We start from the raw sequence: 24,942 nt of genomic DNA on the forward strand, positions 1-24,942 counted from the left end.
GACGCGAAACACGCCGCGGCTACACCCTCAAGCCGGTGCCGGATGCCGACGCGCCGTGCGATACACCGGAAAGCGCACAGTGAACGTGCTGCCACGCCCTTCCTCGCTCTTCACGTCCAGTTGCGCATCGTGCCGCTGCAACACATGCTTGACGATCGCGAGACCGAGACCCGTCCCACCCGTGTCGCGCGAGCGGCTGCGATCCACACGATAAAAGCGCTCGGTCAACCGCGGAATGTCGGCCGCCGGAATGCCCAGCCCGCTGTCCGTGACCGAGAACACCGCGCAACCGCCCGCGGCATGCCAGTTCACCTTGATCGCGCCGCCGTCCGGCGTATAACGAATCGCGTTCGTAACGAGATTGCCCAGCGCGCTGAGAATTTCCGTCTCGACGCCGGTGACGGTCAGCCCCTCGTCGGCGTCGAAACTGATCTTGTGATGGTCGCTCGACAGATTTTCGGCGTCGTCCCGCAAGTGGCGAATCACCGCGCGCATGTCGATCATCTGATCGCTCGGCGGCTTGTTGTCGCCTTCGAGTTTGGCGAGCACCAGCAGGTCGTTGACGATATGCCGCATGCGCGACGCCTGCTGTTCCATCAGTTCGAGATAACGGCCACGCTCGGCTTCGCTCAACGGCAATTCACGCATGGTCTCGAGGAAACCGGAAAGCACCGTGAGCGGCGTCTTCAGTTCATGCGAGACATTGGCGACGAAGTCGCGCCGCATCGCGTCGGTCCGCTCCAGCTCGGTAATGTCTTGCGACAGCACCAGCTTGCGGTTCTCGCCGTACGGAAACACCTGCACCGACAGCACGTTCTGCCGCTTCTCACCCATGCCGCGCATGATCAGCATCTGCTCGTAGCGCTGCGAATTCAGGTAGCGGACAAAGTCGGGCTGACGCACCAGATGCGTGATGTGCTGGCGCAGATCGCGCTTCGCGTCGAGACCGAAATGAAGTTCGGAGATCGCATTGCACCACTCGATCTGATCGTGATCGTCGAGCATGGCAACGCCGTTCGGCGATGCCTGAATGGCCTGAATGAACCGTGAATGCTGCTGCTCGACCTGACGCACCTGCGCATGCCAGCGCTTCGCGAGCTTATGCAGACGGTAGTAGATTTCGCCCCAGATGCCGGGGGCGCTCGGCACTTCGCCGTACACCGGCGCGTCGAGCAGGCGCCACAGGCGCTGCTTGTGAAACGTGCTGAAGAAGCTCTGCGCGAGCAGCATGACGATCGCGAGGACGAGCGCTGACTTGACGTTCACGAGTGCGCCGACCGCCGCGCACAGAACAGCCAGCAGCACGATCGACACGATGGAGCGCGCCCAGATGATGTTCATGTTCTAGCGATCGAAGAGAAAAGCGTACGCGCCGGAATGGGAGAATGAATAACGCGGCGACTAGCGTGAAGAAGATGAAATATCCGACGTTGCTGATGCCGGTGGCGCGCCAGAACGCTAACGGACTACGCGTTCCAACCTCACCACCGCCGGAGCATCAGGCGCTCTTCGCAAGCCGGTAGCCGCTGCCGCGAACCGTCTCAATCATAGCATCGCAACCCGCCGGTTTCAGTGCCGCGCGCAGGCGCTTGATATGCACGTCGACCGTGCGTTCCTCGACGAACACGTGGTCACCCCAAACCTGATCGAGCAGCTGCGTGCGGCTATGCACGCGCTCCGGGTGCGTCATGAAGAAGTGCAGCAGGCGGAATTCCGTCGGGCCGAGATCGAGCTTGATCTCACTGCCTTCGGCGTGCGCGGCCACCCGGTGCGTCGCCGGATCGAGCTTCAGGCCGTTGATCGCCACCAGATCTTCGGTGAGCTGCGGCGCGCGGCGGCGCAACACCGCCTTGATCCGCGCCATCAGTTCCTTTGGCGAAAACGGCTTGGTGACGTAATCGTCCGCGCCGATTTCGAGGCCCAGCACTTTGTCCTGCTCATCGCCACGCGCGGTCAGCATGATGATCGGAATATGCTTGGTGCGTTCGTTGTTGCGCAGGTCGCGCGCGAACGCGATGCCGGATTTACCCGGCAACATCCAGTCGAGCAGGACCAGATCGGGCAACACGTCGCTGATCAGGTTCTGCGCCTGCTCCGCGTTGTACGCGCGAATCGGGCAGTGTCCGGCGTGTTGAAGATTGACCGAAATCAATTCGGAAATGGCGGGCTCATCTTCAATGACGAGAATGCTGCTGGGCATCGGCACCTCTGGTCCTTATCTCTGGATTAGCTGAGTGCTTCGCGTTCGAGCGCGTCGCGCGACTTGTGCCGCACGTCGGTGCCCTTGACGATGTAAATGATGAATTCCGCGATGTTCTTCGCGTGGTCGCCGATCCGTTCGATCGCCTTGGCGATGAACAGGAAATCGAGGCCCACGGAAATGGAACGCGGATCTTCCGTCATATACGAGATCAGCTTGCGCACGAAAGCGCGGAATTCCTCGTCGATCGCTTTGTCGTCGCGCACGATCTGTGCGGCGGCAACCGTGTCCAGACGCGCGAACGCGTCCAGTGCGCGGCGCAGGATCGACACCGCCATTTCGCCCGACAGCTTGATCTCGGCGATATTGATGGTGCGCGACGCGCCGTCTTCCATCAGACGCTTGGTGCGCTTGGCGATTTTTTCGGCTTCGTCGCCGGCGCGCTCGAGGTTCGTGATGGTCTTCGAGATCGCGATCAGCAAACGCAGATCACGCGCGGCCGGCTGACGGCGCGCGATGATGTTGCTGCACTCTTCGTCGATATCGACTTCCATCTGGTTCAGGCGAGCTTCGGCGGCGATCACCTGCTCGGCGATATCGAGGTCGAATTCGTTGAGTGCCTGCATGGCATGGACGATCTGCGATTCGACGAGGCCGCCCATTTCGAGCACCTTCGAGGAAACCAGATTCAGATCGGCGTCGAACTGGCTGGACAGGTGTTTGTCGGACATGTCGTACTCCGTTGTTTTGGCTTGGCGGCTTAGCCGAAGCGGCCAGTGATGTAGTCCTCGGTTTCCTTGCGGACCGGCTTGATGAAGATCTTTTCGGTGTCGCCGAATTCGATCAGTTCACCGAGGTACATGTAGGCAGTGTAGTCCGAACAGCGTGCCGCCTGTTGCATGTTATGCGTGACGATCACCACCGTGTAATCGCTCTTCAGTTCGGCGATCAGCTCTTCGATACGACCGGTCGAGATCGGGTCGAGCGCGGAGCACGGTTCGTCGAGCAACAGCACTTCAGGGCGAATCGCGATGCCGCGCGCGATACACAGACGCTGCTGTTGACCGCCGGACAGACCGTAGCCGCTCTGGCCGAGCTTGTCCTTCACTTCGTTCCACAACGCCGCCTTGGTCAGCGCCCACTCGACGCGGTCGTCCATTTCCGAGCGCGGCAGCGTTTCGAACATCTTCACACCGAACGCGATGTTGTCGTAGATCGACATTGGAAATGGCGTCGGCTTCTGGAACACCATGCCGATCCGCGCGCGCAGCAGCGAAATGTCGCGCTTGGAGGTCAGCAGGTTTTCGCCGTCCATCAGGATCTCGCCTTCGGCGCGTTGTTCCGGATACAGCGCATACATCTTGTTCAGCGTGCGCAGCAAGGTCGACTTGCCGCAACCCGACGGGCCGATGAACGCGGTCACCTTGCCTTCGGGAATCGCCAGGTTGATGTTCTTCAGCGCGTGATACTTGCCGTAGAAGAAGTTCAGATCGTTGATCTCGATCTTCGGACGGTTCGACGCCTGATTCTGGCCGCTTTGAGCGGGATCGAAGCCGGCGGGCGCAGTCGGACGCACGGTCGGATTGAGTTGAGTTTCTGCCATATTCATCGGATTACACTCCGCCCTTACTTATTCGTGAAGATCGTGCGCGCGAGGACATTCAATCCCAGCACCGCGAGCGTGATCAGGAAGACGCCGGCCCACGCGAGTGATTGCCACTGCGCGAACGGGCTCATCGCAAACTTGTAGATCGTGACCGGCAGGTTCGCGACCGGTTGGCCCATGTCCCATGAGAAGAACTGGTTGGACAGCGCCGTGAACAGCAGCGGCGCGGTTTCGCCGGCGATCCGTGCGACGCCGAGCAGCACACCGGTGACAATACCTGCAATCGATGCCTTCAGCGTGATCGACAGCACCATCTTCCACTTCGGCGTGCCGAGCGCGAAGGCCGCTTCACGCAGCGCATTCGGCACCAGCTTCAGCATGTTTTCGGTGGTGCGGATCACGATCGGAATCTGCAGCAACGCGAGCGCGAATACGCCGGCCCAGCCGCTGAAGTGACCCATCTTCGCGACGACCAACGCGTAGACGAACAGGCCGACCACGATCGACGGCGCCGACAGCAGAATGTCGTTGATGAAACGCGTGATGCTCGCGAGCCAGCCCTTCTGACCATATTCGGCGAGATAGACGCCGGCCAGAATCCCGATCGGTGTGCCGACGAAAGTTGCCAGTCCAACCAGCATCAAGCTGCCGACGATCGCATTGGCGAGACCACCGCCATCGGTGTTCGGCGGCGGCGTCGATTGCGTGAACAGCTCCACCGACAAACCGCCGATCCCCAGACGCAGCGTCGTATAGAGAATCCACACGAGCCACAGCAGGCCGAAACCCATCGCGGCGAGCGACATGGTCAGCGCAACGGCGTTCTTGAAGCGGCGGCGTCCTTGCAGACGCACGCGCATGGCTTCGAGCGCGACGGCGTCGTGCGAACCCGGCATATTCAGAGTGGGCTGGCTCATTTCGCGCCCTCCCCTTTTTCGAGGCGAAGCAGCATGAACTTGGAGATGGCCAGCACGATGAAAGTGATCACGAACAGAATCAGGCCGAGTTCCATCAGCGCCGACGTATGCAGGCCCGGATCCGCTTCGGCGAATTCGTTGGCGAGCGCCGACGTGATGCTGTTGCCCGGCGAAAACAGCGAGACGTTATCGAGCAGATTGGTGTTGCCGATCACGAACGTGACCGCCATCGTCTCGCCGAGCGCGCGGCCGAGGCCGAGCATCACGCCGCCGATCACGCCGCTCTTGGTGAAGGGCAGCACGATCTTCCACATCACTTCCCACGTCGTGCAGCCGATGCCGTACGCCGATTCCTTCAGCAACACCGGCGTGACTTCGAACACGTCGCGCATGACCGACGCGATGTACGGAATGATCATGATGGCGAGAATCACGCCCGCGCACAGAATGCCGATGCCGATCGGGGCGCCCTGAAACAACGCGCCCACGAACGGAATGCCGCCGAGCACAGCGCCGAGCGGCTTTTCGAACCACTCCGCGAAGATCGGCGCGAACACCAGCAGACCCCACATGCCGTACACGATCGACGGAATCGCGGCGAGCAGTTCGATCGCGATACCGAGCGGACGCCGCAGCCAGGCCGGTGCGAGTTCGGTCAGAAAGAGCGCGATGCCGAAGCTGACGGGCACCGCGATGATGAGAGCAATGAGGGACGTGGCGATCGTGCCGTAGATCGGCACCAGTGCGCCGAACTGCTTGCTGGGTGGATCCCAGTCCGCGGTCCACAGGAAGCTGAGACCGAATTGTTTGATCGACGGCATGGACGCGACGATCAGCGAAACGATGATGCCGCCGAGCAGCAACAGCGTGATGATGGCGGCGAGGCGCGCGAGGCCGCCGAAGATCACGTCGCCGGCACGGCTGGGCGCTTTCTGCTGCGAGGCGCTGCCGGGCGGGGTCGAGCGCGAGGCGCCAGACGCTAATTGGATATCGGACATGAGAGCCTGATGGACCTGTTTCCAGTTGCCGTTCGACACTTGTCGTGCGGCGGTAATGCCGTTATGCGGGGTCAATGCCATTGGCCGTCCTCAACCGGGGACGGCCAATGTGTGGCGAGAAGCTAGTGCCTCTCGCTTGGCTTACTGTCGCTTACTCGGCGATTGCCTTGCCCGAAGCGTCTTTCACTTTCGACTTCCACTGCGAACGGATTTCAGCCGTCACCGAATCCGGCAGCGAGATGTAGTCCAGATCGTTTGCAGCCTGGGTGCCGTTCTTGAACGCCCAGTCGAAGAACTTCAGCGTTTCCGTGCCTTGCGCCGGCTTTTCCTGCGCCGTGTGCAGCAGCACGAACGTTGCGCCGACGACCGGCCATGCGTCCTTGCCCGGCTCGTTCGTCAGGATCTGATAGAACGACTTCGACCAGTCCGCGCCCGCTGCCGCTGCCTTGAACGTTTCCGTCTTCGGCTCGACCACGGCGCCCGACGAGTTCTTCAACGCGGTGTACGTCATGTGGTTCTGCTTGGCGTACGCCCATTCCACATAGCCGATTGCGCCCGGCAGACGTTGCACGAAGGCGGCGACGCCGTCGTTGCCCTTGCCGCCCGTACCCGTCGGCCAGCTGACCGTTGCGCCTTCACCGACCTTAGCCTTCCAGTCTGCGTTGACCTTCGACAGGTAGTTCGTCCAGATGAAGCTGGTGCCCGAACCGTCGGCGCGGCGAACCACGGCGATATCGGTATCCGGCAGCTTGACCTTCGGGTTCAACGCGGCGATCGCCGGGTCATTCCACTTCTTGATCTTGCCCAGGTAGATGTCGCCGAGCACTTCGCCCGACAACGTCAGATCGCCAGCCTTCACGCCCGGCACGTTGACCACCGGCACCACGCCGCCAACCACCGTCGGGAACTGGAACAGACCTGCCTTCGCGAGTTCGTCGTCCTTCAGGGGAGCGTCCGAACCGGCGAAATCGACAGTCTTCGCTTCGATCTGCTTGATACCACCCGACGAACCGATACCCTGGTAGTTGACCTTGCCGCCGCCGGTCTTTTGATAGGCGTCAGCCCACTTCGTATAAATCGGTGCTGCGAAGGTGCTGCCCGCGCCGGTGATGTCTGCGGCTTGCGCTGCGATCGCGAAAAGCGCGCCAGCGACGCCAGCGAACACGGTGTGCATCAATTTCATGAGACTCTCCAAGGTGTGAGCGGTGTGAGCGAATAACACGAACACCGCGAAGCTTAGGGTCTCTTTGTGACAGTAACGTGACTTACCGTGAAACAGATGTGACAGTAGGATTACGAGCGTGAAAGGCGTTTTGACGGAGGAAGTGCCGATTTGACGGAATTGCCGACGCGCTTCTGAAGATTAGGCGAAAAAGATGGGGCGCGAACGTTTGCGTATCGTGCGGATGGGTCTGACGCCGGGTCTTGCTGCTTTGCCGAAGTCGTAAACGGTCAGCGGCGGAGCGACCTTGCGATCGCCCCGCCGCTGCTTGACGCAAGCCGAGTTTAGGCCGTTGCCTGCTTGACCGCGCCGGCAATCGCTTCCGCGTGACGGATTGCGTCGTCGGCGTGTTCGGCTTCCACCATCACGCGCAGCACCGGTTCCGTGCCGGACGCGCGAATCAGCACGCGGCCGCGCCCGTTCAGCGCCTCCTCGGCATGGCCGATCGCGCGACGGATCGAGTCGCTGCCCTTCCAGTCTGCGTCGGGCTTCATCCGCACGTTGATCAGCTTTTGCGGGAACAGCGTGACGCCGTCGAGCAGATCGGCGAGCGTCTGCTCGCTACGCTTCATGGCGGCCAGCACGAGCAGCGCGGAGACGATGCCGTCGCCGGTCGAATGGCGGTCAAGGGAGAGAATATGGCCGGAGCCCTCGGCCCCGAGTTGCCAGCCGTGTTCGCGCAATTGTTCGAGCACGTAGCGGTCGCCCACCGCCGCACGGACGAACTTCACGCCGTCTCGTTGCAGCGCGACTTCGACCGCCATGTTCGTCATCAACGTGCCGACCGCGCCTTCCACCTTGCCGTCGGTCGCAACGCGGTCCTTGACGAGCACGTACAGCAATTCGTCGCCGTTATACAGCCGGCCGGCCGCGTCGACGATCTGCAGGCGGTCAGCGTCGCCGTCGAGCGCGATGCCAAGGTCGGCGTGATTCGCGCGCACCGCGCGCACCAGCGCGTCCGGCGCGGTTGCGCCGACGCCGTCGTTGATGTTGAAACCGTTCGGCGCGACGCCGATCGGGATCACGTCCGCGCCGAGTTCGTGGAACACGTGCGGCGCGATGTCGTAGGCGGCGCCATGTGCACAATCCACCACCAGCTTCAGCCCGCGCAGATCGAACGCGGCCGGGAACGTGCTTTTGCAGAATTCGATGTAGCGGCCGGCGGCGTCGTCGAGACGCCGCGCCTTGCCGAGCTGCTCGGAGGCCGCGCAGGAGAGTGGCAAATCGAGTTGCTCTTCGATTTGCAATTCCACTTCGTCGGGCAGCTTGTTGCCGTCGGCGGAGAAGAATTTGATGCCGTTGTCATAGTACGGATTGTGCGACGCGCTGATCACCACGCCGGCGGCGAGCCGCAACGCGCGCGTCAGATAGGCGACGCCGGGAGTCGGCATCGGGCCGGCCAGCATCACGTCGACGCCTGCCGCCGAGAAACCCGCTTCCAGTGCGGCCTCGAGCATATAACCCGACACCCGCGTGTCTTTGCCGATCAGCACGGTTGGCCGGGCACCGGTTTTGGCCCAACGGTCCGCGCCCGCGAGCACCTTGCCGGCCGCGTAGCCGAGCCGCAATACAAACTCAGGCGTAATCGGGCCTTCGCCGACCTTGCCTCGAATCCCGTCCGTTCCGAAATAACGACGTGCCATGTTTTATCTTCCTCCTCGGCTTTTTCAAGTTCTAGCCTGCGGGCGGCTCATCGCCGCATCGCGCATGGCTGCCCACACTTTCAATGCATCCACTGTTTGCGCGACGTCATGCACGCGCAGAATCGCCGCCCCCCGCTCGGCGGCGCAAACCGCCGCGGCGATGCTGCCGGCGACGCGCTCCGGCGCCGGACGCCCGACCACCGCGCCGACCATCGACTTGCGCGACATGCCCGCGAGAATCGGATACGGCGCATCGGCCCGCGGCGCCGTGTCTCGCAGATGCGCGAGCAAAGTGTAATTGTGTTCAATGACCGCTTTGCCGAAGCCAAAGCCCGGATCCACGCTGATACGGGCGCGCGCGACGCCTTCTTGCGTCAACGCGGCCACACGCTCCTCGAGAAACTGGCGGACTTCGCCGACGACGTCATCATAGACAGGCTCGCCGAGTTGCATGGTTTGCGGCTCGCCGAGCATATGCATTACACATAGACCACAATCGCTGTCGCGTACCGCGTCGATGGCACCGGGCATGCGAAAGCCCCAGATGTCGTTGATCAGATCGGCGCCGGCGTTCAACGCATGGCGCATCACTTCAGGCTTGTAGGTATCGATCGACAACGGCACGTTCGCCGCGCGAAGCTGCTCGACGAGTGGAATCACCCGCTCCAGCTCTTCGTCGAGCGGCACCGGTGGCGCACCGGGCCGAGTGGACTCGCCGCCAATGTCGATGATGTCCGCACCGTCGAGCAGCATACGCTCCGCCTGGCGCAGGGCATCGCCGCGTACGGCAAATTGACCACCGTCGGAAAACGAGTCCGGCGTAATGTTCAGGATGCCCATGACCAATGGGCGCTCAAAGGTCAGCTTGAAGCGTCCGCATTGCAGCGGCTCGGGCAACAGCGGCAACGGAGCGGGAGAAAAATCGACTTTCGACACGTAGCGATGCATTAAATAGAACAAGATAAATGCAAAACGGGCCGGTGTGAAAACACACCGGCCCGCACTTTCTACTATTGGCTCATCAAGCCGGCGCGGTCGCGCTACCCGGCTTCACCTCGGTGCCCGGGCTGCCGCCCGACGAGGCGTCGGTTGCGGACGGCGGCGAGCTCTTCGGCGAGCGCGGCGGACGGCCTGCCATGATGTCGTTGATCTGATCGGCGTCGATCGTTTCCCACTCCATCAATGCGGCGGTCATGGCTTCGACCTTGTCGCGGTTTTCGTCCAGCAGGCGCTTGGCGAGGTTGTACTGCTCGTCCAGCACGCGACGGATTTCCGCGTCGACCTTTTGCTGCGTCGCTTCCGAAATGGTGCGCGTGAACCCGCGGCCAAACGGCGTTGCGTCGTTTTCGTCGTCGACGTAGACCATCGGCCCGAGCGCGTCCGTCATACCGAAGCGAGCGACCATGGCGCGCGCGGTTTGCGTGGCCTTGTTGAAGTCGTCCGATGCGCCGGTGCTGATCAGGTTCAGGAACAACTCTTCCGCTACGCGACCGCCGAACAGGATCGCCAGACGATCCAACAGGTAGTCTTTCGAGTACGTTTCGTTGTCGTGCTCCGGCAACTGCCACGTCACGCCAAGTGCACGGCCGCGCGGAATGATCGTGACCTTGTGCACGGGATCAGCCTTCGGCAACAGCTTGGCGATAACAGCATGACCCGACTCGTGGTACGCCGTGGCGCGCTTCGATTCTTCGCGGATCACGGCCGACTTGCGTTCCGGACCCATGAAAATCTTGTCTTTCGCGTCTTCGAAGTCGTTCATCTCGACAATACGCTTGCCGCGACGCGCCGCGAACAATGCCGCTTCGTTCACGAGGTTCGCGAGGTCCGCGCCCGAGAAGCCCGGCGTGCCGCGGGCGATGACCGCAGCGTCGACGTCGTTCGAAATCGGCACCTTACGCAGGTGAACCTTCATGATGTGCTCACGACCGCGAATGTCCGGCAGCCCCACATAAACCTGACGGTCGAAACGACCCGGCCGCAGCAGCGCCTTATCGAGCACGTCCGAACGGTTCGTTGCAGCGATCACGATCACACCGGAGTTCGCTTCGAAGCCGTCCATCTCGACCAGCATCTGGTTCAAAGTCTGTTCGCGTTCGTCGTTACCGCCGCCCATGCCGGCGCCACGATGACGGCCGACCGCGTCGATTTCGTCGATGAACACGATGCACGGTGCGTGCTTCTTGGCTTGCTCGAACATGTCGCGCACACGCGCCGCGCCGACACCGACGAACATTTCCACGAAGTCCGAACCCGAGATGCTAAAGAACGGCACTTTCGCCTCACCGGCAATAGCGCGCGCCAGCAGCGTCTTACCGGTTCCCGGCGGGCCGACCAGCAGCACGCCGCGCGGAATCCGGCCACCCAGCTTCTGGAACTTTTGCGGATCGCGCAGGAAGTCGACCAGTTCGGAGACTTCTTCTTTCGCTTCGTCGCAACCCGCGACGTCGGTGAAATTGATTGCGTTGTTGTTTTCGTCGATCAGACGCGCACGGGATTTACCGAACGAGAACGCACCGCCTTTCCCGCCTCCCTGCATCTGCCTCATCATGTAGAACCAGAAACCGATAATCAGGATCGTCGGTCCGAGGTAGTACAGCGCCGACACCAGCGCGTTCGGTTCGTCGTCAGCCTTGCCGCTCACCTGAACGCCGTACTTCATCAGATCGCCGACCATCCAGATGTCGCCAGGCGACACGATCTGGTATTTCTGGCCGTCTGCTGGAGTGACCGTGAGGTTACGCCCCTGGACAATGACGTTCTTGACTTTGCCGGCCTTCGCGTCGTCCATGAACTGCGAATAGGAAACGCCTTCCTGGACACGGGGCTTGTCGAACTGCTTGAACACCGTAAACAGCACCAGTGCGATAACCAGCCACACTGCTGCCTTCGAAAACATATTGTTGTTCAAAGCACCACTCCTTCACTTAGACGGGCGCCTACATTTGCCTTGCGGCACCACGAAAGCATTCTAATCCAGTCCGCAGCCCCCTGCCATAAGGTTTCGCTACCACAGAAATAGCGTAGCGGGCATTTACAGCGTCGCTTTCCGACGCCACGAGCCATTATCGGCAGATGCGGATCCGTCTTGCAGCGCCCCTATGCGGGCCGCTTGAGATGCTTACCCAAAATAAACGTTTCTGACGACTTGTCCCGCGACGCTTTCGGCTTGCGGGCCGCCACCACCTTGAACTGGCGCTTGAACTTTTCGACAATCTGGCTATAACCGCTGCCGTGAAAACATTTGACTAAAAGGGCGCCATCCGGCTTCAGGTGATTTTGCGAAAATTCCATCGCGAGATCGCACAGATGCTCGATTCGCGCGGCATCCGCCACCGCCACTCCCGACAGGTTGGGCGCCATATCCGAAATTACAAGGTCGACCTGACGTTCGCCAACCAATTCTTCCAGTTGGAGCACCACCGAGTCTTCACGGAAGTCGCCTTGAATGAAGTGGACGTCGGAGATCGGCTCCATGGGTAGCATGTCCAGCGCGATGATCGTGCCGTCGATGCCGCCCTGGCGTTCGGCGTCGCGCTGCGCCCCCTTCGCCAGTTTGTTGCGCGCGTACTGACTCCAGCTACCCGGCACCGAGCCCAGATCGACAATGACCTGCCCCGGACGGATCAGCTTGTCCTGTTCGTCGATTTCCTTGAGCTTGTAGGCCGCGCGGGCGCGATAGCCCTCCCGCTGCGCCATTTTCACGTACGGATCGTTGATGTGGTCGTGCAGCCACGCGGTATTGAACTTGTTTTTTGCCATTAAACGTTGAACTCTTGCTGCGTCATGTCGCGCTTTAGCGGATAATACGCGGTTAATTCGCGCGGACGCCGCCAAAACTGGCTGCCATCCGCGATTCTGATGTCCTGACGCCGCCCTGCCGAACCGTCCCGATCGAGCCAATCGAACGACTGGATCGGAAACGCAGGTGCCGCCATTTTAGTCGAGTCTCCCACTTTCCATGTCCGCCCTCAAAGTCTCTACCGACCAACGCGCCGAGTTGCGCTCCCAGGCACATGCGCTCAAACCGGTCGTGCTCGTCGGCGCCGAAGGTTTGACCGACGCTGTCCTGACCGAAATCAAGGTTCATCTGGGCGCGCACCAGTTGATCAAAATCCGCGTGTTCGGCGACGAACGCGAAGCACGCATCGCGATCTACGAAGAAATATGCGACAAGCTGAATGCCGCACCGATTCAGCATATCGGCAAGCTGCTCGTGATCTGGAAGCCGGAAGCGGCCGAAAAGCCGGCAGCGAAGACCAAGCGCGGCGCCCTGCCGAGCGCTCGCGAAGCCGCGGTCGAAGCCAAGCCGGGTAAAGGCCGCGCGCCGCGCGTCGTCACCGTGGTGAAGCCCAGCGAAATCCCGATGCGCAAGCCGAAGGCCAAAGCCGTCGTGGTGCGCGGCAATGAGCGCGTCACGCAAGGCGGCAACATCAAACGCGCCAAGAAGCGCCAAACCAGCGCAAAGCGCGCGCATCAGTCGTCGAAATAAACGGGTGATGAGAGGTGCGGGCGAGAGGTCCGCACCTTAACTTCAATCGGCACAGGTTCCGCTTTCATGCGCTTGTGTCGGCAGCAGCAGCCGTCGGGCATTGAACAGCGTGATCGTGTAGCACTACCTCGAACAGATAGCGGTTTGTTCGGCACACATCAGCCAAGCCTACTAACCACAGGCCCACCACGTCACACGCTCAGTGATACGCACGCACCCGGCATGCGTATCACCGCAGAGCCGTGTTCAGCCGGCAACCTTCCCCGCCGTATCGCGAGCAGCACCCTGCTGCTCCGCCGTCACAATGCCTGTACCTGCGGGCAGCTTCCACACCAGCGCAACACCCAGCAGGCTCTCGATCAGATAGAACAGACTCGACACGCCGTGCAGAATGCCGAAGCGAGTCGCGTAAGCCGAATGACCGACATCCGTGCCCGCCTGCAGCGCGGCGATGCGTATTGCATTCATGAACGGCTGCAACGCGAAGTAGCCCACCAGCACACACAGCAGCATGCCAACAATCAACCAGCGCAACTGGCGATAAGTATTGGCGCCACGCCGAACCAGCACGTTGGCGAGCCCCAGCAGCAAAATGCCGCACACGGCGCCCAGCACACCCTCGATGCGAAACAGTTGCGCCGCCACCGCGCCGGCCGTCATACGGTCGAGCGACGTGAACAACACCGGCGCGACCGCATAGCCGATAGTCAACAGACTACCGACCCAGACCACCGTTAATAGGCGGAAGAAACGATGCGGCATCAAGGACACCGGCGCCGCTTTCAAACGTAGCTCACCGTGATGATTTCGTATTCGCGCACGCCGCTCGGCGCCTGCACCGAGGCGACGTCGCCCTCGGACTTACCGATCAGCGCGCGCGCGATCGGCGAGCTGATCGAGATCAGGCCATGGTCGATGTCCGCTTCGTCGTCGCCGACGATCTGATACTTGACCGACGCGCCCGAATCCAGATCTTCGAGCTCGACGGTCGCGCCGAACACCACGCGGCCGTCCGCCTCGACCAATGCCGGATCGATCACCTGCGCACCGGCGAGCTTCGATTCGATCTCGGCAATGCGGCCTTCGATAAAACCCTGCTTTTCTTTCGCCGCGTCGTATTCCGCGTTTTCCGACAGATCGCCCTGGGCACGCGCTTCGGCGATCGAATTGATCACCGACGGACGCTCAACCGATTTCAGGCGCTGCAACTCATCGCGCAACATTTCCGCGCCGCGCTTCGTCAATGGAACAGTGCTCATAAACAACTCTATGCAAAAAACAGCCGTAAAAAAAATCACCGCGGTTAAGTGCATTCCGTGGGACGCGGCGGCCGGGGCAAAACCCGGACCACAGCACCTGCGGAACGCCGCTTAACCGCGGCACTTACATCTTGGACAGGTATTCGAAGCCTTAGTTTAGGCGAGCGTGCAGCCCTTGTAAATCATAGACTTCGAGGTTCTTCAAATAGCGCAAACCCTCTACCGCGGCACGCGCGCCGGACATCGTCGTGTAGTACGTGACCTTGTTCGCCTGTGCGCTCATGCGGATTGAACGCGAGTCGGCGATCGCGGCGCGGGTTTCGTCGACGGTCGTGAAGACCAGCGCGATCTCGCCGTTCTTGATCATGTCGACGATGTGCGGACGGCCGTCCTTCACCTTGTTGACGACCTTCACCGGCACACCCGCCGCTTCGATCGCGGCAGCCGTGCCCTTGGTCGCGACGATCGGATAGCCGAGTTCGTGCAGCATACGCGCGACTTCGACAGCCTTCGGCTTGTCGGCGTCCATCACGGTCAGCAGCACCGTGCCCGTTTCCGGCAGACGCGAACCCGCCGCGAGCTGCGACTTGAACAGCGCTTCACCGAAAGTCTGACCCACGCCCATCACTTCACCGGTGGAGCGCATTTCCGGTCCGAGCACCGGATCGACTGCCGGGAACTTGACGAACGGGAACACGGCTTCTTTCACGCTGAAGTACGGCGGAATGATTTCCTTCGTCACGCCCTGGTCGGCAAGCTTCTGGCCGACCATGGCACGCGCCGCGATCTTCGCGAGCGGCAGGCTGGTTGCCTTCGACACGTACGGCACCGTACGCGACGCACGCGGGTTCACTTCGAGCACGTAGATGACGTCTTCTTTCGAGCCGTCCGCCTGCGGCACCTGTTGAATCGCGAACTGCACGTTCATCAGGCCGATCACGTTCAGCGCCTTCGCCATCGCGGCGGTTTGACGCTTCAGTTCGGTGACGGTTGCCTGCGACAACGAGTACGGCGGCAACGAGCAAGCCGAGTCGCCCGAGTGGACACCCGCCTGTTCGATGTGCTCCATCACGCCGCCGATAAACACGGCTTCGCCGTCCGAAATGCAATCCACGTCGCATTCGATCGCGTCGTTCAGGAAGCGGTCGAGCAGCACCGGCGAATCGTTCGACACCTTCACGGCCTCGCGCATATAGCGCTCGAGGTCGCGCGGCTCGTGAACGATTTCCATCGCGCGGCCGCCGAGCACGTACGACGGACGCACCACCAGCGGGTAACCGATTTCGTCGGCGAGCTTGAGCGCTTCGTCTTCGGCACGCGCGGTGCGATTCGGCGGCTGACGCAGGCCGAGGTCCTGCAGCAGCTTCTGGAAACGCTCGCGGTCTTCCGCGGCGTCGATCATGTCCGGCGACGTGCCGACGATCGGCACACCGTTCGCTTCGAGGTCGAGCGCGAGCTTCAGCGGCGTCTGACCGCCGTATTGCACGATCACGCCGACCGGCTTTTCCTTGTCGACGATTTCGAGCACGTCTTCGAGCGTCAGCGATTCGAAGTACAGACGGTCGGACGTGTCGTAGTCGGTCGACACGGTTTCAGGGTTGCAGTTGACCATGATCGTTTCGTAGCCGTCTTCGCGCATGGCGAGCGCGGCGTGCACGCAGCAGTAGTCGAATTCGATACCCTGGCCGATCCGGTTCGGGCCGCCGCCCAACACCATGATCTTCTTGTTGTTGGTCGGATTCGCTTCGCACTCTTCCTCGTAGGTCGAGTACATGTACGCGGTTTTCGTCGCGAACTCGGCCGCGCAGGTGTCGACGCGCTTGTACACTGGGCGCACGTTCAGCTCGATACGGCGCTGACGCACTTCCGCCGGCTTCGCGCCGACCAGCTTCGCCAGACGGCGATCCGAGAAGCCGCTCTGCTTCAGGTACTTCAGTTCTTCCTTCGAGAGGCTTGCCAGCGACCGGCCGGCTAGCGCCTTTTCCTTCAGGATGATCTGCTCGATCTGCGCGAGGAACCACGGGTCGATCGAGGTTTCCTCGAAGATTTCTTCGGCCGTCATGCCGATACGGAACGCGTCGCCGACGTACCAGATACGATCCGGACCCGCTTCGCCGATCTCGCGGATGATCTCGTCGCGGTTATCGGTCTTTTCGTCCAGACCGTCGACGCCGACTTCCAGACCGCGCAGCGCCTTCTGGAACGATTCCTGGAAGGTACGGCCAATCGCCATCACTTCGCCGACCGACTTCATCTGCGTGGTGAGACGCGAATCGGCTTCGCGGAATTTCTCGAACGCGAAACGCGGGATCTTGGTGACGACGTAGTCGATCGTCGGTTCGAACGACGCCGGGGTCTGCCCGCCGGTGATTTCGTTCTTCAATTCGTCGAGCGAGTAGCCGACCGCGAGCTTCGCCGCGATCTTGGCGATCGGGAAGCCCGTTGCCTTCGACGCCAGGGCCGACGAGCGCGACACGCGCGGATTCATTTCGATCACGACCATGCGGCCGTCTTTCGGATTGATCGAGAACTGCACATTCGAACCGCCCGTGTCGACGCCGATCTCGCGCAGCACCGCGAGCGACGCGTTACGCAGGATCTGGTATTCCTTGTCGGTGAGCGTTTGCGCCGGCGCGACCGTGATCGAGTCGCCGGTGTGGATGCCCATCGGGTCCAGGTTTTCGATCGAGCAGACGATGATGCAGTTGTCCTTCTTGTCGCGGACCACTTCCATCTCGTACTCTTTCCAGCCGAGCAGCGATTCTTCGATCAGCAGTTCGCGCGTGGGCGACAGATCCAGACCGCGCTTGCAGATTTCTTCGAACTCGTCGCGGTTGTACGCGATACCGCCGCCCGACCCGCCCAGCGTGAACGACGGACGGATCACGACCGGATAGCCGCCGCTGCCGGTCAGCGCCGCGATTTCGGCCTGCACGGCCAGCGCTTCTTCCATGGAATGCGCGGTGCCCGACTTGGCCGAACCGAGCCCGATCTTCGTCATCGCGTCCTTGAACTTCTGGCGGTCTTCCGCCTTGTCGATGGCTTCCGGCGACGCGCCGATCAGCTCGACCTTGTACTTTTCCAGCACGCCGTGCGCGTGCAGGTCGAGCGCGCAGTTCAGCGCGGTCTGGCCGCCCATGGTCGGCAGGATCGCGTCGGGGCGCTCCTTGGCGATGATGCGCTCCACCACTTCCCACGTGATCGGCTCGATGTACGTGACGTCGGCCGTGTTCGGGTCGGTCATGATCGTCGCCGGATTGCTGTTGACGAGGATGACCTTGTAGCCTTCCTCACGCAGCGCCTTGCATGCCTGCGCGCCCGAGTAATCGAACTCGCACGCCTGGCCGATGATGATCGGACCCGCGCCGATAATGAGGATGCTCTTGATGTCTGTCCGCTTGGGCATAACGCTCTCGCTAAATATTCCTGTGTTCTTTCCGTTGGCGCGCGTCGTGGCTACGTTGCGCGCGCTCTGCCGTGTGCGGCTCGCTTCGCGTTCTTCCGTCTCGCGCCGCGAACCGCGCGCCGCCAAGGCGGCGCGTCACATGCTCCGCTTAAGCCGCGGCGGTCTTGCCGGCCTTCTTCGTGTCCATCAACGCCGTGAAGCGGTCGAACAGATAGGCGATGTCGTGCGGACCCGGCGACGCTTCCGGGTGACCCTGGAAGCAGAATGCCGGCTTGTCCGTCAACGCGAAACCTTGCAGCGTGCCGTCGAACAGCGACACATGCGTGGCGCGCGCGTTGGCGGGCAGCGTGCCAGCGTCGACCGCGAAACCGTGGTTTTGCGAAGTGATCACCACGCGACCGTCGTCCAGATCTTTCACCGGATGGTTCGCGCCGTGGTGGCCGGTCTTCATCTTCAGGGTCTTGGCGCCGACCGCGAGGCCCATGATCTGATGGCCGAGGCAAATGCCGAAAGTCGGAATGCCGCGCTCAATCAGCTCCTGGGTGGCCGCGATCGCGTAGTCGCACGGTTCCGGGTCGCCGGGGCCGTTCGACAGAAACACGCCGTCCGGGTTGAGCGCGAGCGCGTCAGCGGCGCTGGCTTGCGCCGGCAGCACGGTGACGTGGCAGCCGCGTTCGGCCAGCATGCGCAGAATGTTGTACTTGACGCCGTAGTCGAACGCGACGACGCGGTACTTCGGCGCCTTCTGCGTGCCGTAGCCCTCGCCCAGACGCCATTCGGTCTGGGTCCATTCGTAGGTTTCCTTCGTCGACACGACCTTCGCGAGGTCCATGCCCGACAGGCCCGGGAACGAGCGGGCGAGTTCGATCGCCTTGGCTTCGTCGTCCGAACCGGCGAGGATCGCGCCGTTCTGCGCACCCTTGTCGCGCAGCACGCGGGTCAGCATGCGGGTGTCGAGGCCGGCGATGGCAACCACGCCTTCGTCCTTGAGGTATTGCGGGAGCGTGCGCTCCATGCGGAAGTTCGACGCAAGAACCGGCAGATCACGGATGATCAGGCCGGCGGCATGGACTTTCGTGGCTTCGACGTCTTCGGCATTCACGCCGACGTTGCCGATATGCGGATACGTGAGGGTCACGATCTGGCGCGCGTAGCTCGGGTCAGTCAGGATTTCCTGATAGCCGGTGATAGCGGTGTTGAACACGACTTCGCCGATGGTATGCCCGGGGGCGCCGATCGAGTAACCACGAAAGACCGTGCCGTCGGCGAGCGCGAGCAGAGCGGGAGAAAATGACGGCAACACGGGAAACTCCTTGGAGGAACACCCTGTTGCCGACCTGTCTATCCGACTGCGAGCCGCAGCGGAACGCGTCCATGCGGACGCACGCGCAGACTCGCTCGCGAACTGCCGTTGACGTTGCAAGGGGCGCGATGGGTCCATTGTGTGGACGGATCGGCTGGGTGCGGGACCCTTCTTGCTACGCCAGTGGCGCGCGGCGGATGAACGGTATGGGAGAGGTAGGCGCTAGGGTGCGGGTTGATAAGCTCAAACCTTGAAATTATAGCGTGAAACACCCTTTTCCGCCAAATCCGAGATAGCGGACGCGCCAAGGGAGACGCGCCTAGAAGTCACTCAAAACCTTGCTGCGCTGGGTTTTGAACGCATCGGACAATATTTATGCGAAGTAAATCGGGACAGCGCCGGTCAATATGACCGGCCCGCCAAACGCCCGCCCCGAGGCCTCAGGCGTCTTGCCGCTCGTGAGCGCCAACCGTCTTGACCGGTTTCCTTGCCGGCAGAACGAACCAGATCGCGCTCAAAATCTGCAGCACGATGAGAATGCCCCACGCCGTCAGATGCGCGGACACTGGATAGTGGCCGCCGCTCGCCGGCCAATGCGACAGCACGGCACCGACGCCGATCTGAAAACCGAAAATCAGCAGGAAGATAATCAGATTCAGCGTGGTGTTGACGCGGCCCGTCATCTGCGGCGGAAAGTGCCGCGCCATCACGGCGTAGATCAGAATGCCGGTGCCGCCGAACGCCCCGTACGCCGCCCACAGCAGGCCGGCGGGCAAAGGCGCCTTGAACACGATCAGCAATTGCGTCACGACGAATAGCGCCATGCCGATCCCGCAAAAGGCATACAGCGACACGCCACGGCGCTCGAGACTGCGCGCCGCCGCGCCAAAGCCGATGCAGCCGGCCATCATCGCGAAACCGAGAATCGACACCAGCGCCGCCGCCTCGCGCGGTGCGCAGCCTTGCACGTCGCGCAACCAGGCGCCGACCCACAGCGACTGCATCGCGTAAAAGACGCCCTGCGTGACCACCGAAAAGGACGCGATCTTCCAGAATGCGGCGCTACCGAGAATGTGCAACGTGCCTTTGAACTGCGTGCCGATGCTCGCCTGATGATGAGTTTCCTTCGTATCGGGCGCGAGCGTCCACAGCGCCAACGCCACCAGCACCGTCATCAGACCCAGTCCGACGCAGACCACGCGCCAGCTGGCGAAACCCAGCATCCAGGTGAGCGGCGAGCCGACCATGACGCCGCCCAGGCCGCCGACGGCCATCACGAGCCCGTTCATCAACGGCAAACGCGCGGTGGCGAAGTGCTGCGCCAGCGCCTTGAACGCGCCGCCGAGGCAAACCGAGACGCCCATGCCGATCAGCAGACGCCCCACCATCATCATGCCGACGCTGTGCGCCGCGCCGAACACCCAGATGCCGAGCGCGGCGAATAGCAAGGTGCCCGCCGTGACCCGGCGCGCACCGAAATGATCCAGCAATACGCCGGCCGGAATCTGCGCGCCCGCGAAGCCGAGAAAATACAGGCTCGTCAGCACGCCCAGGTTGGCGGCCGACAAACCGAGGTCGTGCGTAATGAACGGCGCAAAGCCGAGATTGACGCCACGAAACACGTAGGAAACGAAGTAGCCCGCGGAAAACAGGAGAAAAACGCGCAGTTGGGTCGGCGACATAAGCTTTGAGTGAAACAGCGAGGCAGAACGGAGCACGAAAGATAAAGCAAATCGGCCGGGCCTGCCGTCAATCTTCCGATCAATGAAAAACGCCGTCACCACAGGTGACGGCGTTGGAAATAACACGGTGCGTGATCGGAGCGCAATTCATGCGCTGCCCCCGCAACGCATGTGGTCACTACCGTGGCAGCCGCTTATTGGTCTACTTACCCTTCTTCGCGCTGGCCGCGGTCTTCGGGCGGCTATCCGCCGCGGCCTTCGACGCCTTGCTGGACGTGGAAGCCGACACCTTCGTCACTTTGCCCTTGCTGGCGGCGGACGCTGTCGGCTTGCTGACCTTCCCTACCGGCTCGGACACTTTCACCACGGGCGAGCGGCCACGACCTCTCTTCTTATCGTAGCGCGAATCGCCGCGGGTGTCCGCGACGCGGGTGCCGATCTTCTCGACGCCGCCGCCTTGCACGTTAGTCGCGATCGCTTCCGGACCCGGCTCGCTCGGCATGGCCTTGCCGACCGGCACGTGCAGCACGATCACCTGGCCGCGCGACACGCCGTCGCGATGGGTACGATTCCACGCCTTCAACTGACCGACCGAGACGCCGTAACGCACGGCGATGGCCGCCATGGATTGATTGCGGCGCACGCGGATCAACATCTTGCGGGTATCGGGGACATCCGGCTCCATGGCCAGCACCGCGCTTTCGGCGACGTCGGCGCTGATGTCCTCGTCGTCGTCCGAACCGCGCGGCACGACGATCGTGGAGCCCGGCTTCAGGCGCATGCCGGCCGGAATCTTGTTCACTTCCATCAGCGTGTCCGCGTCGACACCGATCTTCTGCGCGATCGCTGCGGGCGCCGCGCGCTCGGTGACCGTGTAGGTGGTCCACGACGACAGCGAACCGGAGTACGCCTTCAGATTGCGTTCGAACGCGCTGGCGTTGTCGAACGGCAGCAGAATCTGCGGCTGCGTGGCGCCGAGAATCACCGGCTTCCGGAACGACGGGTTCAGCGAGCGGAACTCGTCGGGGGAAAGATTCGAGAGCTTGGCGGCCATTTCGACGTCGATGTCGTGCGACGTGGTCACCGTCACGAAATACGGGTGGTTCGGAATGGCCGGCAGCGTGAGCCCGTACATCTGCGGGTTCATGATGATGTTCTTCACCGCCTGCAGTTTCGGCACGTAATTGCGCGTCTCGTTCGGCATGCGCAGGCTGAGGTAGTCAGTGGGCAGACCCGCCGCCTCGTTGCGGGCGATCGCGCGCTGCACGTTGCCCTCACCCCAGTTGTACGCGGCGAGCGCGAGTTGCCAGTCGCCGAACATGTCATGCAGATTCGACAGATAGTCGAGCGCGGCACTGGTCGACGCCAGCACGTCGCGGCGCTCGTCCTGCCACATGTTCTGCTTGAGGTTGTAGGTGCGGCCGGTGCCCGGCATGAACTGCCACATGCCGGCCGCCTTCGCCACCGACAACGCCTGCGGGCTATACGCCGATTCGATGAACGGCAGCAGCGCGAGCTCGGTCGGCATATGGCGCGCCTCGAGCTCTTCGACGATGTGGTACAGGTATTTCTGCGAGCGCTCGGTCATGCGCTGCACGTAGTCGGGACGCTGCACATACCAGTTGACCTGCATGTCGACGAGGTCGGTCTGCAGATCCGGCATCTGGAAACCACGGCGAATACGGCCCCACAGATCGGCGTCCGCGCTCGTCAGCTGAGTGACCGAGCCTTGGTCGACGTTGATCGTCTCTTTGGCGGTGGCTGTCTTGCGAAGGGCGTCGGAAACTGCTTGCTGACTGGCGGGGTTATTGGCGGAGGTGGAACTATTCGTCGCTGGTCCCTGACTCGCGCAGGCGGCGAGTGTTAGGACCAACAACGCACTAAAGATAAATCGCATGAACGTCTCGGCTTCCACAAGGGCTGGAATTTGCAGCCGATAGTACGAAACGGCGACGTTTACGTCAATCTAAAAATACCGAAAAAATCAAGCAAATCTTAGGCTTGGCGAATTTTTCCGATTCTTCGCGTGAGGAATACCCTTATGCGGGTGCGGTCAACGGAAGCGGTTTTTCCATTCACGCATCAACGTGAATGCGGCGAGTCGATCGGGCACTTTTTCATGCAACTGATCTTGCAAGCTCGCCTGGACCGCCGGTTGGTCGGCGCGCAAAAACGGATTCACCGCGCGCTCGTGGGCGATGGTGGTCGGCAGCGTGGGCACGTGACGCGCCCGCAGCTCGGTCGCTTTGTCGCGCCAGGCCTGCAGTTCGACGTTGTCCGGCTCGCACGCGAGCGCGAAGCGGATGTTCGACAGCGTGTACTCGTGCGCGCAATGGACCTCGGTGGCGCCGGGCAATGCGGCGAGCGCGTCCAGCGACGCCAGCATCTGCTTCGGCGTGCCTTCGAACAGCCGGCCGCAGCCGCACGCGAACAGCGTGTCGCCGCAAAACACGTGCGGCGTGCCGCGCGGATCGGCCGCCTGGAAATACGCGATGTGGCCGCTCGTGTGACCGGGCACGTCGAGCACGGTGAGATCGAGCGCGGGCGCCGCGATCGTGACGCGATCGCCATTTTCAAGACGCTGCGTGAGGTGTTCGATCGCTTCACCGGCGGGGCCGTAGACGGGGACGGCCTGGCCATTCAGCAGATCGGCCACTCCGCCGACATGGTCGTGATGATGGTGCGTGAGTAAAATAGCGCTCAGCCGCCAACCCCGTTTCGCCAGATACGCGCGCACGGGGGCGGCCTCACCCGGATCGACGACGACCGCGTGATGTCCGTCGGAAACGACCCAGATGTAATTGTCTTCAAACGCCGGGACCGGTACGTACTCGAGCGCATTCATAGGCGACGCATTCTTTGATATGACTGACCGAGCGATTATAGACTGGCCCGCCTGGACCGATTCGCCACCTGGCCGCTACGTGCTGGACTGGGAGCAAACGCAGCTCGACCGCGTGGTGTCGGACGTGTTCGGCTACCATGCGCTGCAACTCGGCCTGCCGCAACTCGACGCATTGCGCGAGAACCGCATGCCCTGCCGCGGCCTCGTGCTCGACGCCGCGAGCGGCGCGAGCGCGCCGTATTCGTATCCGCGCGGCTTGCGGCATGGCGGCAATGTTAATAGCCACTCGGCAAGCAACGGCGCGGCTTCACGGGTGCAGCCCGCGCAGAACGGGCTCGCCGGCCTGCCCGCGCCGGCCGGACGCAGCGCCGTGTGGTGCGATCTGCTCGACTTGCCGTTCGAAGCCCAAAGCGTCGATCTGATCGTGATGCCGCACACGCTGGAATTCACCAGCGACCCGCACCGGCTGCTGCGCGAAGCCGAGCGCGTGCTGATGCCCGAGGGCCAGCTGATCATTCTCGGCTTCAACTCGCTGTCGCTGTGGGGCGCGCGGCAATCGGTCGGCAAGGTGACCGGGCGGCCGTTCGTGCCCGCCGCCGTCGACCTGATTGCCTTCACCCGGCTCAAAGACTGGATCAAGCTGCTGGGCTTCGACCTTGAACGCGGGCGCTTCGGCTGCTATCGTCCGCCGCTCGGCAGCGATCAATGGCTGTCCCGCTATGGTTTCATGGAAGCCGCCGGCGACCGCTGGTGGCCGATTTTCGGCGCCACCTACATGATCAAGGCAATCAAGCGCGTGCGCGGCATGCGGCTCGTCGGTCCGCTGAAAGTGAAGAAACCTGTCCTTGCCGCGGGCCTCGCGCCCGCCGCCACCCCGAATACACGCAACCACACTCAATGACTCCCGATCTCATCGATATTTATACCGACGGCGCCTGCAAGGGCAATCCCGGCCCCGGCGGCTGGGGCGCGCTGTTGCGCTTCGGCGGCCAGGAAAAAGAACTGTTCGGCGGCGAGCCCAACACCACCAACAACCGCATGGAGCTGATGGGCGTGATCGGCGCGCTCGAAGCGCTGAAGCGTCCCTGCAAAGCAGTCGTGCACACCGACTCGCAATACGTGCAGAAAGGCATCAGCGAGTGGATTCACGGCTGGAAAAAGAAAGGCTGGATCACCGCCGCCAAGCAGCCGGTGAAGAACGCCGATCTGTGGAAACGGCTCGACGCGCTCGTCGCGCAACACGAAATCGAATGGCGCTGGGTGCGCGGGCACAACGGGCATCCGGAAAACGAGCGGGCCGATCAGCTGGCCAATCGCGGCGTCGCGTCGCTTACGCAGTCGTGACCACGGCCGTGATGCCTGCCGCGAG

General features: G+C 62.3%; 21 protein-coding genes. 3 read left to right on the top strand and 18 right to left on the bottom strand.

Annotation, left to right across the window (positions count from 1 at the left end; all coding sequences use genetic code 11):
* Window positions 1–27 precede the first annotated feature (27 nt).
* The 11 genes from phoR to B0G83_RS12985 all read right to left on the bottom strand — a co-directional run bounded on the left by phoR (window position 28) and on the right by B0G83_RS12985 (window position 12,348).
* Window positions 28–1,341 (bottom strand): phosphate regulon sensor histidine kinase PhoR, encoded by a 1,314-nt coding sequence (phoR, locus tag B0G83_RS12930; protein ID WP_105507820.1) that lies wholly within the window; start codon window positions 1,339–1,341, stop codon window positions 28–30.
* 157 nt (window positions 1,342–1,498) lie between these two features.
* Window positions 1,499–2,200, bottom strand: a complete 702-nt coding sequence (phoB, locus tag B0G83_RS12935; RefSeq protein WP_028199153.1) for a phosphate regulon transcriptional regulator PhoB — start codon at window positions 2,198–2,200, stop codon at window positions 1,499–1,501.
* A gap of 26 nt (window positions 2,201–2,226) precedes the next feature.
* On the bottom strand, window positions 2,227–2,931 hold the full coding sequence (gene phoU, locus B0G83_RS12940) for a phosphate signaling complex protein PhoU (protein WP_105507821.1): 705 nt from the start codon (window positions 2,929–2,931) through the stop codon (window positions 2,227–2,229).
* A gap of 29 nt (window positions 2,932–2,960) precedes the next feature.
* Entirely contained in the window at window positions 2,961–3,809 is an 849-nt protein-coding gene (pstB, locus tag B0G83_RS12945) for a phosphate ABC transporter ATP-binding protein PstB (RefSeq protein ID WP_105507822.1), read from the bottom strand.
* Window positions 3,810–3,826: 17 nt separating this feature from the next.
* Window positions 3,827–4,723, bottom strand: coding sequence for a phosphate ABC transporter permease PstA (pstA, locus tag B0G83_RS12950; protein ID WP_105507823.1), 897 nt, complete (start codon window positions 4,721–4,723; stop codon window positions 3,827–3,829).
* A complete protein-coding gene (pstC, locus tag B0G83_RS12955; RefSeq protein ID WP_105508094.1) occupies window positions 4,720–5,721 on the bottom strand; it encodes a phosphate ABC transporter permease PstC in 1,002 nt (333 codons plus the stop codon). The genes pstA and pstC overlap by 4 nt, the downstream gene beginning before the upstream one ends.
* A 151-nt stretch (window positions 5,722–5,872) precedes the next feature.
* The gene (gene pstS / locus B0G83_RS12960; RefSeq protein ID WP_105507824.1) at window positions 5,873–6,904 is read right to left on the bottom strand and encodes a phosphate ABC transporter substrate-binding protein PstS; all 1,032 of its coding nucleotides are present in this window, start codon (window positions 6,902–6,904) and stop codon (window positions 5,873–5,875) included.
* Window positions 6,905–7,227: 323 nt separating this feature from the next.
* Window positions 7,228–8,586, bottom strand: coding sequence for a phosphoglucosamine mutase (glmM, locus tag B0G83_RS12970; RefSeq protein WP_105507825.1), 1,359 nt, complete (start codon window positions 8,584–8,586; stop codon window positions 7,228–7,230).
* Window positions 8,587–8,610: 24 nt separating this feature from the next.
* A complete protein-coding gene (folP, locus tag B0G83_RS12975; protein ID WP_374954912.1) occupies window positions 8,611–9,426 on the bottom strand; it encodes a dihydropteroate synthase in 816 nt (271 codons plus the stop codon).
* 181 nt (window positions 9,427–9,607) lie between these two features.
* Window positions 9,608–11,497, bottom strand: coding sequence for an ATP-dependent zinc metalloprotease FtsH (gene ftsH / locus B0G83_RS12980; protein ID WP_105507826.1), 1,890 nt, complete (start codon window positions 11,495–11,497; stop codon window positions 9,608–9,610).
* Window positions 11,498–11,685: 188 nt separating this feature from the next.
* Window positions 11,686–12,348 (bottom strand): RlmE family RNA methyltransferase, encoded by a 663-nt coding sequence (locus B0G83_RS12985; protein ID WP_105507827.1) that lies wholly within the window; start codon window positions 12,346–12,348, stop codon window positions 11,686–11,688.
* Between the two features lie 199 nt (window positions 12,349–12,547).
* Between B0G83_RS12985 and B0G83_RS12990 the strand changes: the two genes are divergently transcribed.
* Window positions 12,548–13,078 carry a YhbY family RNA-binding protein gene (locus B0G83_RS12990; RefSeq protein ID WP_105507828.1) on the top strand — a complete coding sequence of 177 codons (531 nt, stop codon included), beginning with the start codon at window positions 12,548–12,550 and terminating at the stop codon, window positions 13,076–13,078.
* A gap of 246 nt (window positions 13,079–13,324) precedes the next feature.
* Here the strand turns inward: B0G83_RS12990 and B0G83_RS12995 are convergent, their stop codons facing one another.
* The 7 genes from B0G83_RS12995 to gloB all read right to left on the bottom strand — a co-directional run bounded on the left by B0G83_RS12995 (window position 13,325) and on the right by gloB (window position 23,573).
* On the bottom strand, window positions 13,325–13,840 hold the full coding sequence (locus tag B0G83_RS12995) for a DUF4149 domain-containing protein (RefSeq protein ID WP_105507829.1): 516 nt from the start codon (window positions 13,838–13,840) through the stop codon (window positions 13,325–13,327).
* A gap of 20 nt (window positions 13,841–13,860) precedes the next feature.
* A complete protein-coding gene (gene greA, locus B0G83_RS13000) occupies window positions 13,861–14,337 on the bottom strand; it encodes a transcription elongation factor GreA (RefSeq protein WP_105507830.1) in 477 nt (158 codons plus the stop codon).
* Window positions 14,338–14,488: 151 nt separating this feature from the next.
* Entirely contained in the window at window positions 14,489–17,743 is a 3,255-nt protein-coding gene (gene carB, locus B0G83_RS13005) for a carbamoyl-phosphate synthase large subunit (protein WP_105508096.1), read from the bottom strand.
* A 148-nt stretch (window positions 17,744–17,891) separates the two neighbouring features.
* Window positions 17,892–19,046, bottom strand: coding sequence for a glutamine-hydrolyzing carbamoyl-phosphate synthase small subunit (gene carA, locus B0G83_RS13010; RefSeq protein ID WP_105507831.1), 1,155 nt, complete (start codon window positions 19,044–19,046; stop codon window positions 17,892–17,894).
* A 440-nt stretch (window positions 19,047–19,486) separates the two neighbouring features.
* On the bottom strand, window positions 19,487–20,728 hold the full coding sequence (locus tag B0G83_RS13015; protein ID WP_105507832.1) for a nitrate/nitrite transporter: 1,242 nt from the start codon (window positions 20,726–20,728) through the stop codon (window positions 19,487–19,489).
* A gap of 202 nt (window positions 20,729–20,930) precedes the next feature.
* Window positions 20,931–22,625: a transglycosylase SLT domain-containing protein gene (locus B0G83_RS13020; protein WP_105508097.1), complete on the bottom strand. Its 1,695-nt coding sequence runs from the start codon at window positions 22,623–22,625 to the stop codon at window positions 20,931–20,933.
* 156 nt (window positions 22,626–22,781) lie between these two features.
* On the bottom strand, window positions 22,782–23,573 hold the full coding sequence (gene gloB / locus B0G83_RS13025; protein ID WP_105507833.1) for a hydroxyacylglutathione hydrolase: 792 nt from the start codon (window positions 23,571–23,573) through the stop codon (window positions 22,782–22,784).
* A gap of 19 nt (window positions 23,574–23,592) precedes the next feature.
* Here gloB and B0G83_RS13030 point away from each other — a divergent pair, with 19 nt between their 5' ends.
* Window positions 23,593–24,474 (top strand): class I SAM-dependent methyltransferase, encoded by an 882-nt coding sequence (locus tag B0G83_RS13030; RefSeq protein ID WP_105507834.1) that lies wholly within the window; start codon window positions 23,593–23,595, stop codon window positions 24,472–24,474.
* Window positions 24,471–24,917 carry a ribonuclease HI gene (gene rnhA / locus B0G83_RS13035; RefSeq protein WP_105507835.1) on the top strand — a complete coding sequence of 149 codons (447 nt, stop codon included), beginning with the start codon at window positions 24,471–24,473 and terminating at the stop codon, window positions 24,915–24,917. The genes B0G83_RS13030 and rnhA overlap by 4 nt, the downstream gene beginning before the upstream one ends.
* The last annotated feature ends 25 nt before the right edge of the window (window positions 24,918–24,942 follow it).

Origin of the sequence: Paraburkholderia sp. BL21I4N1 (genome assembly GCF_002973525.1) — a bacterium.
In the GTDB taxonomy this organism is placed as follows: domain Bacteria; phylum Pseudomonadota; class Gammaproteobacteria; order Burkholderiales; family Burkholderiaceae; genus Paraburkholderia.

Excerpts from the sequence above, each read along its gene's own strand:
- phoR (WP_105507820.1), bottom strand. The coding sequence starts at position 1,341 with ATGAACATCATCTGGGCGCGCTCCATCGTGTCGATCGTGCTGCTGGCT.
- phoB (WP_028199153.1), bottom strand. The coding sequence starts at position 2,200 with ATGCCCAGCAGCATTCTCGTCATTGAAGATGAGCCCGCCATTTCCGAA.
- phoU (WP_105507821.1), bottom strand. The coding sequence starts at position 2,931 with ATGTCCGACAAACACCTGTCCAGCCAGTTCGACGCCGATCTGAATCTG.
- pstB (WP_105507822.1), bottom strand. The coding sequence starts at position 3,809 with ATGAATATGGCAGAAACTCAACTCAATCCGACCGTGCGTCCGACTGCG.
- pstA (WP_105507823.1), bottom strand. The coding sequence starts at position 4,723 with ATGAGCCAGCCCACTCTGAATATGCCGGGTTCGCACGACGCCGTCGCG.
- pstC (WP_105508094.1), bottom strand. The coding sequence starts at position 5,721 with ATGTCCGATATCCAATTAGCGTCTGGCGCCTCGCGCTCGACCCCGCCC.
- pstS (WP_105507824.1), bottom strand. The coding sequence starts at position 6,904 with ATGAAATTGATGCACACCGTGTTCGCTGGCGTCGCTGGCGCGCTTTTC.
- glmM (WP_105507825.1), bottom strand. The coding sequence starts at position 8,586 with ATGGCACGTCGTTATTTCGGAACGGACGGGATTCGAGGCAAGGTCGGC.
- folP (WP_374954912.1), bottom strand. The coding sequence starts at position 9,426 with ATGGGCATCCTGAACATTACGCCGGACTCGTTTTCCGACGGTGGTCAA.
- B0G83_RS12985 (WP_105507827.1), bottom strand. The coding sequence starts at position 12,348 with ATGGCAAAAAACAAGTTCAATACCGCGTGGCTGCACGACCACATCAAC.
- B0G83_RS12990 (WP_105507828.1), top strand. The coding sequence starts at position 12,548 with ATGTCCGCCCTCAAAGTCTCTACCGACCAACGCGCCGAGTTGCGCTCC.
- B0G83_RS12995 (WP_105507829.1), bottom strand. The coding sequence starts at position 13,840 with ATGCCGCATCGTTTCTTCCGCCTATTAACGGTGGTCTGGGTCGGTAGT.
- greA (WP_105507830.1), bottom strand. The coding sequence starts at position 14,337 with ATGAGCACTGTTCCATTGACGAAGCGCGGCGCGGAAATGTTGCGCGAT.
- carB (WP_105508096.1), bottom strand. The coding sequence starts at position 17,743 with ATGCCCAAGCGGACAGACATCAAGAGCATCCTCATTATCGGCGCGGGT.
- B0G83_RS13015 (WP_105507832.1), bottom strand. The coding sequence starts at position 20,728 with ATGTCGCCGACCCAACTGCGCGTTTTTCTCCTGTTTTCCGCGGGCTAC.
- B0G83_RS13020 (WP_105508097.1), bottom strand. The coding sequence starts at position 22,625 with ATGCGATTTATCTTTAGTGCGTTGTTGGTCCTAACACTCGCCGCCTGC.
- gloB (WP_105507833.1), bottom strand. The coding sequence starts at position 23,573 with ATGAATGCGCTCGAGTACGTACCGGTCCCGGCGTTTGAAGACAATTAC.
- B0G83_RS13030 (WP_105507834.1), top strand. The coding sequence starts at position 23,593 with ATGACTGACCGAGCGATTATAGACTGGCCCGCCTGGACCGATTCGCCA.
- rnhA (WP_105507835.1), top strand. The coding sequence starts at position 24,471 with ATGACTCCCGATCTCATCGATATTTATACCGACGGCGCCTGCAAGGGC.